The following is a 16,505-nucleotide window of genomic DNA, read 5'->3' as shown; positions in this document are numbered from 1 at the left end:
TCAAGTCTCAAGTCTCAAGTCTCAAGTCTCAAGTCTCAAGTCTCAAGTCTCAAGTCTCAAGTCTCAAGTCTCAAGTCTCAAGTCTCAAGTCTCAAGTCTCAAGTCTCAAGTCTCAAGTCTCAAGTCTCAAGTCTTGCGTTACATACCAAAACCGCTCTTACAAGCCCGGCATCATCACTGCCAATATTAAGTGGAAAACAAACAAGCTGGTAATTTCCCGGTTTCACATCATTAAGATCCAGGTTCTCCAAAATCAAGATGTTATTCTCTAACAAAATTTGGTGAACTTCATGATTAACGCTTTCATAAGCCTCAATTGAAAAATAATCGATGCCAACCAATGTAAGTCCTTTATTTACGAAAGCCAAAGCAGCAGATTGATCCATCGCAATAAAATCCTCATGGAATGGCTCATTTGGATTTTGCCACCAGCGTGAATTCGAAGTTTTGAAAAGGATAGCTTGCACATCCTCCAAATCCAATGTGGCTATAAATTCTTGAGAAATATCATTTGTTCCTGGATACTCTACCACTTTTGCAGAGACAAAAAATTTCTCCAGGCCAATATCCTTGATCTTTAATCCATCCTCATAAAAATGGTACGGGGCATCGATGTGAGTACCGGCATGGCTATGAAGTGTCATTCGTGTGAGATGAAAACCGTCATTTTTGTGATTGAAAAATGGCTTCACTTTTATTCCAGGATCGCCTGGCCAATGGGGTGATTGTTCGTTTACCGGAACGGATATATCGATAAGTTTCATACTGGTTTCTTTATGGTTCTTGATTTATTAGGTAATATATGATGTATTATTTTTGAAAGTAAAATAAAAAAAGCTTGCTCGTTTCTGTACGCGCGCGGAACTTTACTAATGTGTATGTGCTGCCTGGGAATAAGGGCAATGGTTGAGTGAGACAAGGCGGAGACAATACGAGCGGAGGGTTATGAAAGAGAAAATGAAGAAGTAAATGGAAAAAATAAGTAGTACCCCCGACAGGATTCGAACCCGCATTTCCTGCTTAGCTAGAACAGCGTCTTATCCAATTAGACGACGGGGGCACTTTATACAAAAAAAGGTGGAGCCCGAGAGCTCCACCTCGCAGAAATTCAACCATACACTTTTGAAGGTCTCAAGTTACAAGCACTTAAAAATCGCTCACTTTTTAGCTTGTTAGCCTCCTAGCTGACGATTTTTCTCTCCTAGTGTATGGCTTGCCATAAGGGTTCAAAAACCCTCGCTGTTCTAGCTAATGCATAATATATCGTCAAGAATATCCATTTGGCAAGTAAAAATGAAAAAACAAAATCCACCGCCATTCACGGAAAACTCGCTCTTAATCCGGGTTTAGGGTATGGAGAAGAGTCCGATCCTGGCGGCGGGATTTAAAAGTAAATGATAGAATTCAGTGAAGCATCCCAACCGATTCGACATGACGGGCGCACTTTTTATCTTGCAAAGAAACCATGTTGCTTTCTATCTGTAACTACATTTTATCTTCATGAATGACCGTTCTCCTCCTCTAAATTGTCGATATTGTCAAACATGGTATTGGCGCGCTCGTACTAATATAATAAGCCGAAAACCTCATCCCTATTTTCATAATCTGACTCTAACATGATATTTAAGGCCAACAAGCTAAATGGGCAACTATAATCTCCCCAATAAATTTCCCCGCCCCCAAAAATCTCATTTTATTGTTGCACGGATATTTCATTTGTTATATGGTCTAACCATTAGTTTGGTTAATAAAACTATTGTATCATCTATATAATAGTAGACCTGCCAATAAAACTAAAGGATAGTAAAATGGAAGTCTGGAAAGAGTTCGAACATAACGAGATCACCCACAGTATTGCCCATCATTTGATGGCAGTGAACGATCTCTTGAACAAGCATGGCTACTCCCGGGTTACGGATGTGGCCAAATACCTTAACATCACCAAAGGCAGTGCATCCATTACCCTGAAGCATCTCAAAGAACGGGGATACATCGAGGAGGATTTAAACAGGTTTGTTCAGCTGACCCAAATGGGCAAACATACGGTCCGCTCAGTTATTGCCAAGCGTAAAATTATCATTAAATTTCTCTCCGAGGTTTTAAGCGTAACTCCGGAACAAGCGGAAATTGATGCCTGTAAAATCGAGCATCTGATTAGTCAGGAATCAGGTGAACAGTTACTTCATTTTGTGCAATTCGTTTCATCCGGCGACAAAAAAACTACGGAATTCTTGAAAGATTTAAAGGCGTATCAACCCATTGCGGCAGGAGATGTGGAAAACTGTAACCTGTGTATCGATGAATGTATTTACACAGAAATTTGTGAAGTGTGTGATCCGGAACAGAATTAAATAAAATAGAATCATCGTACTTAGGAATAGTGTAGTGAAACGGAATTTACTTACAACGGTTTTAACCTCCCTTTTTATTTTAATTTGTACTCCCCTGAGTTTATTTGCCCAAACCGGGATCATAAAAGGAACAATCACCGACGAATTTACCAAAGAAGCGTTGGCCAATGTCAACATTACTTTGGATGGAACCACATTTGGTTCGGCATCAGCCAAATCCGGCGAATATGAAATTGCAAATATTCCACCAGGAAAATATTCGTTAATTGTCAGTAGAATCGGTTACAAAATAGAGAAGAAAGAGATAGAAATTACAGCAGGAGCCACGCAAACGCTTAACATTGGTTTACAAATCCAGGCTATTGAATTATCGCGAGTAATCGTTTCCCGTGTTATGCTGACCGGCGGTGAAAATCAAATTGCCCCCATTCCCGGCGCGGTGCATTATATCGGACCGCGGGAAATGGCGCAAAACAACCATTACGATATTCATCAAGTGCTCCGCGATATTCCTGGTGTAAACATCCAGGAAGAAGATGGCTACGGACTTAGACCCAATATAGGATTGCGGGGCACCGGCGTAGACCGCAGTCAAAAGATCACATTGATGGAAGATGGTATTCTCACGGCGCCAGCCCCCTATTCCGCTCCGGCGGCTTACTATTTTCCCACCGTCGGCCGCATGCACAGCGTCGAAGTAAGAAAAGGTTCAAGCCAAATAAAATATGGCCCATTTACGACAGGCGGCGCTTTAAATATGATTTCCACACCTATCCCCACGGAGTTTCATGGTTCTACAGATTTTTTTGCCGGCGCCAACGATGCCCGCAACCTGCATGTGATTGTGGGAGATTCGTATAAAAACTATGGCTTCCTCATTGAAACATACCAGATGAATGTTGATGGTTTCAAAAATTTGGATGGCGGTGGAGATACCGGCTTTGATAAAAAAGATTACCTCGCTAAACTGCGACTGAACACCCATAAAAACGCTAGGCATTACCAGGCATTAACATTAAAAATCGGACAAGTGACAGAACTCTCCAACGAAACCTACCTGGGTCTTACCGATGCGGATTATGCAAAAACTCCTTATCGCCGTTATTCAGCTTCACAAATGGATCTGATGGATGCCGAACAAAAACAATTTCAATTGCGGCATTTTATTCAAATAAACAGTTCCCTGGATTTTACCACTACAATCTACCGCAACGAGTTTAAGCGAAACTGGTTCAAATTAGATAGGGTAATGATTGAATCTGACGGAAGTCCTGTAAGTATTTCTAAGATTCTTGAAGATCCTGAATTCTATTTCAACGAATTTGCCATTCTAACCGGATCGAATAGTTTGAATGACAACGCTCTCGAAGTGAAAAATAACAATCGCAAATATTATTCACAGGGCATTCAATCGGTGGCTGGATATCAATTTAACCGGTTGGGAGCAGTCCATGACCTGGAATTTGGCATTCGTTATCACGGTGATCAAATGGATCGATTTCAATGGGTCGACATGTTTGCCATGGATAATGGAACCATGAAATTAACAACGCCGGGAATTCCAGGCACCGAAAGTAATCGCATCGAATCAGCGAAAGCATTGGCCCTTTACCTCCAGTATAGATTAACTTCAGGGAAATGGACCTTTCTTCCCGGCATGCGTTACGAAGATATCACGCTGAAACGCCTGGATTACGGCAATACCGATCCTGAGAGAAGTGCTACAGACTTAAAAGAACGCGAAAATAAAATAAATATCGTTATTCCCGGTATTGGGATCAACTACAGAATATCCTCTTCATTAACATCATTCTTTGGCATTCACAGAGGATTCGCCCCGCCCGGATCAAAAGAAGGGGCAAAACCGGAAGAGAGTATTAATTACGAATTAGGATTTCGATTAAACACAGGTAAACTCAGTATTCACTCAACACTGTTTTTCAATGATTATGACAATTTGTTAGGCTCGGATTTGGCGGCCAGTGGCGGCCGGGGAACAACTGATCTCTTCAATGGCGGCAAGGTTAAAGTAAAGGGTCTTGAGTTCATGGTGGATACTGATCTTGGCAATTCAAATACTAAATACTCCATACCCTTTCGGCTAAGTTATACTTATACAAATGCCAAGTTTAATAACGATTTTGTGAGTGATTATGAGCCATGGAGAACGGTTAGTACAGGAGATGAACTGCCCTATTTGCCTAACCATCAATTTGCAGCAAGCCTGGGACTTGCAGGAAAACTGTGGCAATTAAAATTAAGCGCAAAACATGCCGGCAGTATGCGAACAAAGGCAGGTTCTGGTGAATTATTGGATTCTGAAAGTATAAAAAGTCACCTGGTTTTAGATCTGGTGGCGGAATATTCCATAACATCAACCAACCGTTTATTCATCGGAATCAGGAATCTTACAAATCAAAAATACATTGCCGCCAGACGCCCTGCCGGTATTAGACCCGGCCTGCCCCGAACATTTATGGGCGGAATTAAAACGAGTTTCTGAGAAATTTTCACCATGAAAATCATAGGAAATAAAATTGCCTTGAAATCCATTTCTGTATTATTGCTGTTCGTTACCGGACTTTTTGTTTTTGCATGCAGCGATTCCGGTGAAGATAATATCGTGAATGTTTATTCGCATCGTCATTATGATATCGACAAACAACTGTTTAGAGAATTTACTGATAAAACCGGCATTCAGGTGAATGTGGTTTCAGCCTCGGCAGACGAACTCATCAAAAAGCTTGAAATCGAAGGGTTAGATTCCCCGGCAGATTTGTTGATCACGGTAGATGCCGGTCGATTGCATCGAGCGAAAGAGAAAGGATTACTGCAAGCCATCCAATCGAATAGTTTGGATAAAAATATTCCACTTAATCTTCGCGACCCGGAAGGATATTGGTATGGCTTGACCATACGAGCTCGATTGCTGGTATATTCGAAAGACAGGGTGAACCCTGAACAATTATCGAGTTATGATGATTTAACCAAACCAAATTGGCAAGGCAAAATATTATGCAGGTCTTCCGGCAATATATATAATCAATCACTATTGGCATCGATGATTGCTACTCAAGGTAAACAAGCCGCTAAACAGTGGGCTGAAAAAATCGTCAAAAATTTTGCCCGGGATCCCAAGGGAAACGATAGAGACCAGATGAAAGCTATCGCTGCTGGGATAGGAGATGTAGCCATTGTAAATAGTTATTATGTCGGAAAAATGATTACTTCCAGTATTGAAGAAGAAAGAAAGGTAGCGGAGCAAATCGGTGTATTTTTCCCCGATCAAAATGGCAGAGGCACTCACATTAATACCAGCGGAGCAGGAGTCACGGCAAGTGCGAAACACAAAGAAAATGCCATTCAATTGATAGAGTTCCTCTCTAATCTGGAAACGCAAGAGAAGTTCGCAGAAGGTAATTTTGAATATCCCGTAAATCCAAATGCTAAAAGATCTGCCCTGCTTGAATCATGGGGCGAATTCAAGGCAGACACGTTAAATTTGGCCCTTCTGGGTAAATACAATCGGGAAGCCGTAATGCTCTTTGATGAAGTCGGATGGAAGTAGGTTGAATGGATGATTTTGAGGGTTACATCCCTCGATACGCAATCACAAATCAGAGTAAAGAATCTCAAATATGACCGTAGCAAGACTTTCAATAAGAACCTGGAAAGATATATTATTTCAACTCAGGATCGAATTTAAATTCGGATTTAATGGTTGGACTATTTTCTCCCTTTTCCTGGTCCTGCTCATATGTATACCCATTTTCATTATCTTTAGTCATCTTTTTGCGAGTCCAAGCTCTACCTGGTCACACCTGGCCAGCACCGTTTTGAAAGATTACATTATCAATTCCTTCATACTAATTGCCGGAGTCGGATCTCTTTCTCTTATTATGGGAGTAAGCACAGCCTGGCTGGTAACCACTTGCAACTTTCCCGGGCGAAAATTCTTTAGCTGGGCTTTAATTCTACCTTTATCCATTCCGACTTATATCGCCGCTTATACCTATGCCGGCATTTTTGATTATACCGGTCCAGTGCAAAAATGGGTAACTTTTTTGGGTATTGATAATAACACTATTTTTTTCGACGTGATGACTATCGAAGCCATCATTTTTATTCTGGCGTTTACCCTGTTTCCATACGTCTATTTAATTACGCGGACTTCCTTTCATCGTCAATCCAGAACCTTCTTAGAATCCTCAAGAAGTTTAGGCAAAGGACAATTCTCTACTTTTTTCAAGATTGCTTTACCGTTGGCGCGGCCGGCAATAGTTGGTGGACTGTTTTTAGTATTGATGGAAGTATTGAATGATTACGGAGCGGTAAAATATTTTGGCATACCAACTTTTACAACCGGAATTTTTCGAGCCTGGTTTTCTCTTGGAGATTCTGATGCTGCAATTCGCTTATCGGCAATCTTAATGATATTTATATTTTCCCTGATGTGGCTGGAAAATTGGCAGCGAGGCAAGGCAAAATTTACCAGCAGCGATTCATCCTTTAAACCCATGCAAAAATTAACTTTCGGTAAGGTTGGCAAAAGTATTGCTTTCACAATTTGCCTGGTCCCTTTCCTGTTTGGATTTTTCATTCCAGTCCTTCAACTGGGATCTTGGGCCTTGCAGACTGCTAAAGACGTTGTGAATACCGAATTCATTGTGCTGGTTCTCAACAGTTTTTTTCTGGCTGTAGTCGCTGCTTTACTTTGCGTGTTTGTAGCGCTTGTCCTTATTTATACAGCCAGATTATACCATTCGTATTTAACCAGTAGATTCTCACAAATTGCAGTATTGGGGTATTCAATGCCAGGAGCGGTTATAGCTGTTGGCGTGTTAATCCCTCTCATCTCATTAGATAAAAGCATAGCAGGATTCATGAGCGCCAACTTTGGAATCTCTACCGGATTATTGTTGACCGGGACGATTTTTGCATTAATTTTTGCTTACCTGGTTCGATTCCTGGCTATTTCATTTAACCCGATTAAAGCCGGTTTTGAGAATACCTGTGAAAAACTGGATGAGGCTTCACGCTCTTTAGGGATTTCACCTTTACGTACATTAAGAAGAATCAACTTGCCCTTAATTAAAGGAACATTGTTGGGCGCTGCAATTTTAGTATTTGTTGATGTCCTGAAAGAGTTGCCAATCATTCTGGTTTTAAGACCGTTTAATTTTAATACCCTGTCAATTCGTGCTTTTGAATTGGCAAGCGACGAAATGGTAGCTCAATCAGCCAATGCGGCAATCATTATTATTTTAACGGGTATTATACCCATCATCATACTAAGTAACCTGATTTCAAGAGAGGCTAAATGAGTATTTTAAGTCTAAACAATATTTCCAAAAAGTATTTCTCTCGTGATAATTTTGCCGTTAGAAATATCGATTTAACTGTTGAATCCGGCGAAATTATAGCTTTGGTCGGTGAAAGCGGCAGCGGTAAAACAACTTTGCTGCGTCTCATTGCCGGTTTTGAAATACCAAATACAGGTCAAATGTTGATCCGAAATCAAGTGATGTTTGACGGTAAGAAATTCATACCACCGGAAAAAAGAGGGGTCGGCATGGTATTTCAGGATGCCGGTCTGTTTCCTCATCTTTCCGTTTCGGATAACATTGGTTATGGTATAAATGGCGGCAATCGATCAACCAAGAATAAACGGATTCAAGAACTGCTTGATTTGGTTGGATTAAGCGATTTTGAGCAGCGTTTCCCGCATGAACTTTCCGGCGGTCAAAAACAAAGGATTGCTTTAGCCCGGGCTTTGGCGCCGAAACCATCGCTTGTTCTTTTGGATGAACCCTTTAGCAGCCTGGATCGAAATTTAAAAGACCAGGTTAGAGATGACATAAAGCAAATCATCAACCAGACGAACACCACGGCGATTTTTGTCACCCACGATACCAAAGATGCCTTGTCAATCGCAGATCGGGTAGCGTTGATAAAAGAAGGACGGCTCCGTCAAATCGATACCCCTGAAGTGATTTATGCCAAACCAATCTGTTGCTGCGTTGCGAGTTTTTTCGGCAAAGCAAACCTGGTTGAAGCAAAAATAACAAACAAAGGATATGATACACCACTCGGTTTTATTGAGTCTGAATTTCCACACAGCGGCAAAAATAAAGTTATTTTATCCATTCGCCCTGAACATTTTGATATTATTCCAACATCCGAACCAGGCATCTGTGCCAGCGTAGACAAAGTTACTTTTTGCGGTGACCATCAAGAAGTGCTTCTCTCTGTTCTAAACACTCCAGTCGCTAACCAAAACTTACAAATTTCAGTGAGCCTGGATACTAAACTCAAAAAAAACCAACGAATTCATGTAAAGCCGGATGTTCAAAAAATTCAGATATTGAACGAGTGGAAAACTGTTACAAATTCGTTTTTGTCAAAATAAATTTATCTTTCCTCCCTGGAGTTTTTTACAAATTCTATTTGCATAAACCACATTTGGTTTTATTTTATGGGTGAATTTGACGTTTTTTGAGAGCATGGAACTTAGAAAACTCTTACGATTTATTACCAAAAAAGACAAACAAATATTCAAATGGACATATTGTAGGGGCGAAGCATTCTCGAGTACATACTGGTGCTGTAGGTGGGATAAATTCCATCCGAGAGTTATTTTTTAATACAAAGACTGAAAATCGATATTATATGATTTCTGTGAGGTCTAATGCTTTCATAGCTTACTTTTCTAATAAGAGTAAACGGTACTATGTATTTTAAATACTCTATCACAACAAAAAAAACCAGCGGCATAAAATCTAATTCAGATCATTATGTTTTATTAACTTGGGTAATTCATAAATCATAGTTTTAAGCTTAAAGTTTCCTAATTGTCATCCCGTCGCGCAACGGGGTGACAGTGATAAGGTTTATGAATAGATCAGGTTAATTTAATTAGTTAGGATTAATTTAAGAAGGAGAACTCATGGCAAAAAAGAAAACCTGGCGGGAGAAAGTAAATGAAATTGAAGAAAAGATTCATGTGATTACCCCTGAATGGGAAAAAAAATTAGGTAAAGGAAAAATACTGATTCCAAATGCATTGGATATTGAACGACTCATAAACAAAACCCAAAAAGGTGAATTGCTGACCAATGAACATTATCAGAGAGACATTGGCTAAAGAGAAAAAAGTACAAGTAACTGCTGCAATCCCGACAGGAGTCTACTTAAAATTCATTGCTTTAGCTGCGGAAGAACAAAGACCAGTCAAAGAGGACAATGTAACACCCTATTGGAGAGTATTAAAACCTGATGGGGCAATTAATATAAAATTTCCCGGTGGCGCCGAAAGACAGATATATCTGCTTGAATCAGAAGGACACAGTATTGAGCAAGGAAAAGGGAACAAACCACCAAAAGTGACTTCATTTGAAAATAAATTAAAAAACTACAGCTAACAAAAGATACCTTCAGGTACCTGGCACGGTTTTGAGAATCCGGTCGAGAACGTCTATATCTCTTCCTAGTGAACCCACCCGGTCTTGAGCACTTTTTCCGTAAATATTCTGGCATCCGGGCGAGGTTGATATTGACTGAATATTCATGTAATATTAGAAAAGTTTAGTTCTTTATTGTAATTTTATTGAACCAGACTTATATTCAGATATAAATTTTGGTATTTTTATGATAGATGACTTATAAAGTATTGGTATTTTAACCGATAAAATCTCAAGGAGTCAATATATGCAGCTTAATGCCCCCGACACCGCTTTCATGCTCGTGGCCACCGCTCTCGTGCTGATCATGACACCGGGCCTTGCCTTCTTCTATGGCGGCCTAATCGGAAGAAAGAACGTAGTAACCATTATGATGCAGAGTTTCGTCTCTCTGGGTATCACAACCGTGCTCTGGGTGACGGTTGGTTTTTCTCTCTGCTTCGGAAGCGACATCGGAGGTATCATTGGGAATCCATCCGATTTCTTCATGATGACTGGCATTACCCCCGGAGCCATCTACGAGGGATTGGGAATTCCCGTCTACTTGTTTGCTGTCTATCAACTGATGTTCGCCATCATCACTCCCGCCCTGATTACCGGCGCCTTCGCCAACCGTATGACGTTCAAGGCCTATTTCACGTTCTTGGTGGGCTGGCAGTTGTTGGTCTACTACCCATTCGTCCACATGGTGTGGGGCGGCGGCTGGATGGCGGATTACGGAGTACTGGATTTTGCTGGTGGCATTGTGGTTCACGCGATTGCCGGCATCGCAGCCCTTGCCACCGTGTTCTTTCTCGGCAAGAGGCGTGTTTCCGAGCCGGAACCCCACAATATCCCGTTTGTTGCACTCGGTACTGCCCTGCTTTGGTTTGGCTGGTTCGGCTTCAATGCCGGAAGCGCACTTGCGGTGAACGAAATCACCACATTGGCTTTCATCAACACCCAGATCGGCGGTGCGTTTGCCGGTGTGACCTGGATGATCCTCGACTGGAAGCTAAAAAAGAAGCCGACCTTGGTCGGGTTCTGCGTTGGAGCGGTTGCCGGCCTGGCGACGATCACCCCGGCAGCCGGCTTCGTGGCACCTCAGGGCGCGATGTTAATCGGGATCCTCGCAGGCAGCATTCCCTATGCTGCCATCATGTTCCGCCAAAAGAAGAACTGGGACGATGCGCTCGACGTGTGGGGTGTCCATGGCATCGGTGGCATCGTCGGGATCCTTGCCCTTGGCCTTCTCGCTACAAAGGAAATGAATCCAGGTGGGGCAGATGGCCTGTTCTACGGAAATGCCTCCTTTTTCGTAACGGAATTGGTGGGCGTGCTGGTCGCTATCGCCTGGGCCTTCATCGTCACGTACGTCCTGTTATGGGTAATCAACAAGATCACACCCGTACGCGTATCGGACACGGACGAACAGGCGGGCCTCGACAGTGCTCTCCACGGAGAGACAGCCTACATCCACGCAAGACTAGTGCAATAGAGATTGCTTTATCGTTTCGGATGCAGGCCTCAACTCCCAAGCAAGGCGAGCGGGACATCCAAAACTGGAACTCCAAATAGAGGACACCATGTCATGAAAAAAAACACCGCCAAGACCATATTAAGCTCAATCAGAACAATACTAGTGGTGGGTGCCACGTTGCTTACTTTGGATGCCGCTGCGGCTCAGGATTCTGAGGTTGAAAGCAGCATCGGAGTTGATGTGACTAACCAGTACTTTTTTAGGGGTATAATACAGGAAAACGAGGGGATGATTGCGCAGCCCTGGGTCGATTTCGTGTTCCCACTCTCGGGAGGGGAGAACACGTCGTGGTCTTTAAATATCGGTGTTTGGAACAGTCTGCACGACGGGCCGTCGGGCTCGGGTGGTGCCGGAATGTCCAATCATTACGAACTTGACGCCTATATTGGGGTCGGCGTCGACTTCGCCAACAACTGGAGCGGCTCCGTCAGCTACGTCGCGCTCACGAGCCCAAACTCCGCATTCGCAACGGTGAAGGAGCTTGATTTCTCGCTCTCCTTCGATGACTCGGGCCTGTTCGGAGGAGAGTCGAGCAGCTTTTCCGGCCTTCAGCCGTCCGTGACTCTCGCCTGGGAGCTGGATGGACAGTCGGACGGTGGCACCGACGAGGGGATCTACCTCGAAGTTGGCATCGAGCCTGCTTTCGATATCCAGCTGGTCTCGGTTTCGTTTCCGATTGTCGCGGGTTTCAGTCTCTCGAACTATTTTGAAGACGGCACGGGGAGCGACGATTTCTTCGGATTCGCACAAGGTGGCGTTTCGCTCTCGACCTCGCTGAACTTCGTTCCAGCCCGAATGGGAAGTTGGAGCTTGAGTGGTGGGGTAAGCATCCTGTTTTTGGGCGACAATCTCGAGACGATCAATGGAGGCGACAATTCGGAGGTGATCCTCTCCCTCGGCCTTGGGATCTCCTTCTGAACACCGGAAGCGCGTCTCTAATCTTAATGATGGAGGCGGAAAACAATATTTAATCCACGAATCACTAGATCGAGGGAGGGGACTATTATGATTAGCTCCAAAGAAAAATGGCTGTTTTGGGCATGTTTCATTGCACTGGTGGCAACTTCTTTTGGATTTGTCGACGGGCACAGATAATCGGTGATTGGCAAACGCAGTTTAATTTGAGCGAAACGCAGAAAGGCGAGCTCTTTGGTGTTGGTTTGTGGCCTTTCGCTATAAGCATCGTACTGTTCAGCCTGGTGATTGACAAAATAGGGTATGGTAGAGCAATGATTTTCGCATTCCTTTGTCATGTCAGCTCAGCGATTATTACGATTTTCGCCACCGGATACTGGATGTTGTATGTAGGGACTTTTGTGTTGGCTTTGGGTAATGGCACGGTAGAAGCAGTGATAAACCCTGTGGTCGCCAGCATGTATTCAAAAGAGAAGACGAAGTGGCTAAACATTTTGCACGCGGGCTGGCCTGGAGGAATGGTCCTGGGCGGCATACTGGCATTGTCTATGGGAAGCGTGCATTGGGGATGGAAAGTAGGCCTTGTTTTGATTCCTGCCATCACGTACGGGCTTATGATGCTTCGCCGCGAATTCCCGGTAAGTGAGAGGGTAAAGGCTGGCGTGTCGTATAAAGCAATGCTTCAGGAAGTTGGCATCGTGGGAGCCCTTATTGTCGTGGTCCTCATAGTACGTGAAATAGGTAGAGTTTTTGCGTGGAGCTTGACAGCTCAGATCGTGGTAGCCGGTATTCTCGTCGTTGGCTATGGCATTTATGCGAGGAGCATCGGACGTCCCATGTTCATTTTCCTACTGCTTATTATGATGCCTTTAGCAACAACGGAGCTTGGTACGGATAGTTGGATCACTGACCTGATGGTACCGTTTCTCGGCGGCAATGCAGTGTGGGTTCTGGTATACACCGCATTTATCATGATGGTTCTTCGTTTCTTTGCAGGGCCAATTGTCCATAAATTGTCACCCTTAGGCCTACTCGCCACGAGTAGTGCAGTGGCCATATTGGGACTGATCTTTCTCTCAAAAACCGTCGGTGTGACCATCTTTCTAGCTGCGACCGTCTACGGTTTTGGCAAAACTTTCTTCTGGCCGACGATGCTTGGTGTTGTCGCGGAGAGATTCCCACGCGGAGGTGCGATGACTTTGAACACGATAAGCGGCGTTGGTATGCTGAGTGTTGGAATTATCGGCGCAGCTTTCCTTGGAAATATTCAGGACAAAGAAATCGACCAGGCTCTGGCGGCTAAAGACTCTGCACTTCATTCGAAAGTCGTAATGGAAGAGAAGGCCAGCGTTTTTGGCACTTATCGTCCACTGGACCAGGAGAAGGTCGCGACCTTGAGCGAGGACGAGAAAGCGACCATCGCGGACCTGGGTGCCACGGCGAAGAAGCATGCCTTGTCGACAGTTGCCATCTTTCCTGCTTTCATGCTGGTGTGCTACCTGGGTCTCATTTTGTACTTTAGGTCGCAGGGCGGCTACAAGCCTGTTGATTTGCAAGCTGAAGAGGCCAAGGTAGGTCCTGATGTCTAGGAAGCACCAGCGGCTTAGGCCGGGTCGTTTCTGGGGAAACAGACCAAAAACGGCCTAGCAAGTAATCATCAATCTTGATACTACTGGTACGGCCTTGCAGGTTGAGGACCGCTTTCCTCCCCTGAATAGAGCAGATGCTCTTTCCATCCCGTGGCTTTTTCCTTGTTTCATCCTTGCCGATTCGAGATAGCAAAGCTGGCACTTGCTAGAATTTAGTCTATTTATATTTAAGACAAAAGTCAAAGTGGGTGGGGTGGTAACCCACCTTTTTTTCACTTGGCAGTTTTTTCGCTCGGCAGGAGAACAGCAACATTATGTGAATATAAATATAAAGGCAATTGTGTTTATACTGCTAATCCGGAGTGAAAAAACAATGTATATCTTTAATAATAGTTGTGTGTAATGCTAATACAAAATCAAATGGTAAAATGAAAATATTGATTGTGTATTCAGGAATTATTCCAGTCAAATTGTATGGTGGTACTGAAAGGGTTATCTGGTATTTAGGAAAAGAATTAGTTAAAATGGGACATGAAGTTACATATTTGGTATCTGAAGATTCCTTTTGCGACTTTGCCTCAATAATTTACATTGATAAGAAAAAGAAAATAGTAGAACAAATTCTCAACTCAATAGACATTGTACATTTTAATTTTACTCCCCAGGATATTGACACAATTACAAAACCCTATGTTATAACGATACAAGGAAACTGTAAAGATTATAGAGAATTCGATAGAAATACAATTTTTGTTTCAAAAAATCACGCAAATCGCTATATGTCCGACTCTTATGTTTACAATAGTTTAGATTGGGAGGATTACGGAACCTATGACTTTTCCTTAAAAAAAGATTATTTCCATTTTCTTGGGAAGGCAGCTTGGCGAGTAAAAAATATCCAGGGTGCGATAGATATAATAAAAAAAACAAAAAAGGAAAAACTGAAAGTATTAGGAGGACATAGATTTAACATTAATATGGGACTCAGACTTACATTTAGTTCTCGTGTGACCTTTTGCGGCATGGTAGGAGGAAACAAAAAAAATCAATTGCTTAATAATTCGAAAGGTTTAATATTTCCTGTTAGATGGCATGAACCTTTTGGTTTAGCAATTATAGAAAGCTTATACTTTGGTTGTCCGGTATTTGGTACACCCTATGGGTCGCTTCCTGAAATAGTTATAAAAGATGTGGGGATTCTTTCAAATAAGATAGATATATTAGCGAACGCTGTTGAAAATAGTGATATGTTTTCATCTAAAATTTGTCATGAATATGCAGTAGAGAAATTTAACTCAAAAAAAATGGCAGAATCTTATCTAGAAAAATATCAAAAAGTAATGGATGGGGAAACCTTGAACGAGAATTTTCCAAAATTAAAAGAAAAGCAGAGTAAAAAATTTCTTGACTGGATAAAATAAGCACAGCACACTACAAACATGGTATCCGTCGATATGGCGCCCTATTCATGAAATTGTTGTAAGGCCTACTCGCCCAACTTTGGAAGCTGGGGTAATAAATGGATATTCTATTAGACCTAGAGAAACCTGGAATACGGTTTGACACTCTCTTTTCAGAGTTTGCTAAGGAGTACGGTAACCACTATCGGTGCGCTAATGTAATGCAATTAAAAGGAGTCATAAAAATCAGGTAGCAACGGTTTTTCCATGCGAAAAAATTAATGCTTAACCTACATTGTGGATGAAATATTTGAAAAATCATACAAAAGAGCTAACATTTTGCGGCTGCGGGACGCGTGCAATAAATTACATTTTGTGTTACTGCATAGTAGTGTGTTATAAATGAAGTCCGTGTTTGAACTCCCGCGCACAGCAGAGCAATCCGTTAGATATTTACCAAATCAGCAAGTGTCTTAAGATCCGACACTTCCAGATCCGGTGATTCTTGAGCTTTAGGAGTAGCATCCAAATCCTGCCATCTCCTTCCTGCGATTTCACCCAAACAGTCGCTAATCCCATTTTCCTGGCAGGGCCAATATCGTGAAAAATGCATCTGGCTACATGTAAAAGATGGGGCAATATCCTGTAACTAACAATTTAATCAATATACCATAAGCTGGGATAAATTTAGGGTTAGATATATTCTTGACTTATGATCATATGGAAGTTATCTTGGGTTAATTCCAAAATAAAAAAAATCCCATTGGGAAAACCATGGAAACCTTGCACCGTACAATTTCAAATCCTCATAAACCAAATTTGGATTGGAGAGTTATTTTGGCACTGCTCGCTGCGTGCACAATGTCTTGTAATTGGGATTTCGGCACAGTACAGCCTGAGCGAGTGTGGATGGCGACGGAACCGATTCAATGCCTGGGCAATCCCTGGGAACTTGACTGGCTTGAGTCTCACAATTGGAATTACTCTGGTTATCCTAAGGATCACACTACTATAGAACTCGAACCGGAGGAGTTTGCGATTATCCAGGATTTCTATAATCGCCGGGGGGTAACTGTTTTCAAAGCCGAGACAGTGCAAAAATACGATACCGTGTGCGCTGCGTGTTTTTGTCCTGAAGGGCACACACTCTACCTTATTGTCGCGATTGAAGATGTTCAAAAGATGATCGAGTTTGGCTACCGAATAGAAACCCCATGATAAGATGATCACGACATTTAACTAACTTTTTAACGTCATGCTTATGATGAGAT

The 16,505-nt window shown here is 42.6% G+C and carries 13 protein-coding genes, 1 tRNA gene and 1 pseudogene; 12 read left to right on the top strand and 3 right to left on the bottom strand.

The window, feature by feature from the left end; genetic code table 11:
• Positions 1–119: 119 nt before the first annotated feature.
• Together IIC38_04480 and IIC38_04475 are read right to left on the bottom strand one after the other, a co-directional pair.
• Positions 120–764: a cyclase family protein gene (locus IIC38_04480; GenBank protein ID MCH8125202.1), complete on the bottom strand. Its 645-nt coding sequence runs from the start codon at positions 762–764 to the stop codon at positions 120–122.
• Between the two features lie 222 nt (positions 765–986).
• Positions 987–1,060, bottom strand: a tRNA-Ala gene (locus IIC38_04475).
• A gap of 748 nt (positions 1,061–1,808) precedes the next feature.
• Here IIC38_04475 and IIC38_04470 point away from each other — a divergent pair.
• From IIC38_04470 to IIC38_04420, 11 genes and pseudogenes are all read left to right on the top strand, one after another.
• Positions 1,809–2,351 (top strand): metal-dependent transcriptional regulator, encoded by a 543-nt coding sequence (locus IIC38_04470; GenBank protein MCH8125201.1) that lies wholly within the window; start codon positions 1,809–1,811, stop codon positions 2,349–2,351.
• A 34-nt stretch (positions 2,352–2,385) separates the two neighbouring features.
• The gene (locus IIC38_04465) at positions 2,386–4,854 is read left to right on the top strand and encodes a TonB-dependent receptor (protein ID MCH8125200.1); all 2,469 of its coding nucleotides are present in this window, start codon (positions 2,386–2,388) and stop codon (positions 4,852–4,854) included.
• 12 nt (positions 4,855–4,866) lie between these two features.
• On the top strand, positions 4,867–5,919 hold the full coding sequence (locus tag IIC38_04460) for a Fe(3+) ABC transporter substrate-binding protein (GenBank protein MCH8125199.1): 1,053 nt from the start codon (positions 4,867–4,869) through the stop codon (positions 5,917–5,919).
• 70 nt (positions 5,920–5,989) lie between these two features.
• Positions 5,990–7,675 (top strand): iron ABC transporter permease, encoded by a 1,686-nt coding sequence (locus IIC38_04455; GenBank protein ID MCH8125198.1) that lies wholly within the window; start codon positions 5,990–5,992, stop codon positions 7,673–7,675.
• A complete protein-coding gene (locus IIC38_04450) occupies positions 7,672–8,760 on the top strand; it encodes an ABC transporter ATP-binding protein (protein MCH8125197.1) in 1,089 nt (362 codons plus the stop codon). The genes IIC38_04455 and IIC38_04450 overlap by 4 nt, the downstream gene beginning before the upstream one ends.
• Before the next feature lie 537 nt (positions 8,761–9,297).
• On the top strand, positions 9,298–9,495 hold the full coding sequence (locus tag IIC38_04445; GenBank protein ID MCH8125196.1) for a hypothetical protein: 198 nt from the start codon (positions 9,298–9,300) through the stop codon (positions 9,493–9,495).
• On the top strand, positions 9,488–9,772 hold the full coding sequence (locus tag IIC38_04440; GenBank protein MCH8125195.1) for an MGMT family protein: 285 nt from the start codon (positions 9,488–9,490) through the stop codon (positions 9,770–9,772). The genes IIC38_04445 and IIC38_04440 overlap by 8 nt, the downstream gene beginning before the upstream one ends.
• 286 nt (positions 9,773–10,058) lie before the next feature.
• Positions 10,059–11,288 carry an ammonium transporter gene (locus tag IIC38_04435; GenBank protein MCH8125194.1) on the top strand — a complete coding sequence of 410 codons (1,230 nt, stop codon included), beginning with the start codon at positions 10,059–10,061 and terminating at the stop codon, positions 11,286–11,288.
• 93 nt (positions 11,289–11,381) lie between these two features.
• Complete coding sequence (locus IIC38_04430; protein MCH8125193.1) at positions 11,382–12,248, top strand: hypothetical protein; 867 nt, start codon at positions 11,382–11,384, stop codon at positions 12,246–12,248.
• An 87-nt stretch (positions 12,249–12,335) separates the two neighbouring features.
• Positions 12,336–13,834 (top strand): annotated as a pseudogene (locus tag IIC38_04425) (MFS transporter).
• 428 nt (positions 13,835–14,262) lie between these two features.
• Positions 14,263–15,255 carry a glycosyltransferase gene (locus tag IIC38_04420; protein ID MCH8125192.1) on the top strand — a complete coding sequence of 331 codons (993 nt, stop codon included), beginning with the start codon at positions 14,263–14,265 and terminating at the stop codon, positions 15,253–15,255.
• Positions 15,256–15,679: 424 nt separating this feature from the next.
• Here IIC38_04420 and IIC38_04415 read toward each other — a convergent pair whose 3' ends face one another.
• The gene (locus IIC38_04415; GenBank protein ID MCH8125191.1) at positions 15,680–15,847 is read right to left on the bottom strand and encodes a hypothetical protein; all 168 of its coding nucleotides are present in this window, start codon (positions 15,845–15,847) and stop codon (positions 15,680–15,682) included.
• Positions 15,848–16,008: 161 nt separating this feature from the next.
• Between IIC38_04415 and IIC38_04410 the strand changes: the two genes are divergently transcribed.
• The gene (locus IIC38_04410) at positions 16,009–16,452 is read left to right on the top strand and encodes a hypothetical protein (protein MCH8125190.1); all 444 of its coding nucleotides are present in this window, start codon (positions 16,009–16,011) and stop codon (positions 16,450–16,452) included.
• Positions 16,453–16,505: the final 53 nt, after the last annotated feature.

This window comes from candidate division KSB1 bacterium (assembly GCA_022566355.1).
Lineage (GTDB): Bacteria > Zhuqueibacterota > JdFR-76 > JdFR-76 > DREG01 > JADFJB01.
The sequence above is the reverse complement of the archived record's forward strand: the minus strand, read 5'-3'. Positions and strand labels throughout refer to the sequence as shown.

Coding starts and splice junctions, on each gene's coding strand:
- IIC38_04480 (MCH8125202.1), bottom strand. CDS start 764: ATGAAACTTATCGATATATCCGTTCCGGTAAACGAACAATCACCCCAT.
- IIC38_04470 (MCH8125201.1), top strand. CDS start 1,809: ATGGAAGTCTGGAAAGAGTTCGAACATAACGAGATCACCCACAGTATT.
- IIC38_04460 (MCH8125199.1), top strand. CDS start 4,867: ATGAAAATCATAGGAAATAAAATTGCCTTGAAATCCATTTCTGTATTA.
- IIC38_04455 (MCH8125198.1), top strand. CDS start 5,990: ATGACCGTAGCAAGACTTTCAATAAGAACCTGGAAAGATATATTATTT.
- IIC38_04450 (MCH8125197.1), top strand. CDS start 7,672: ATGAGTATTTTAAGTCTAAACAATATTTCCAAAAAGTATTTCTCTCGT.
- IIC38_04445 (MCH8125196.1), top strand. CDS start 9,298: ATGGCAAAAAAGAAAACCTGGCGGGAGAAAGTAAATGAAATTGAAGAA.
- IIC38_04435 (MCH8125194.1), top strand. CDS start 10,059: ATGCAGCTTAATGCCCCCGACACCGCTTTCATGCTCGTGGCCACCGCT.
- IIC38_04430 (MCH8125193.1), top strand. CDS start 11,382: ATGAAAAAAAACACCGCCAAGACCATATTAAGCTCAATCAGAACAATA.
- IIC38_04420 (MCH8125192.1), top strand. CDS start 14,263: ATGAAAATATTGATTGTGTATTCAGGAATTATTCCAGTCAAATTGTAT.
- IIC38_04415 (MCH8125191.1), bottom strand. CDS start 15,847: ATGCATTTTTCACGATATTGGCCCTGCCAGGAAAATGGGATTAGCGAC.
- IIC38_04410 (MCH8125190.1), top strand. CDS start 16,009: ATGGAAACCTTGCACCGTACAATTTCAAATCCTCATAAACCAAATTTG.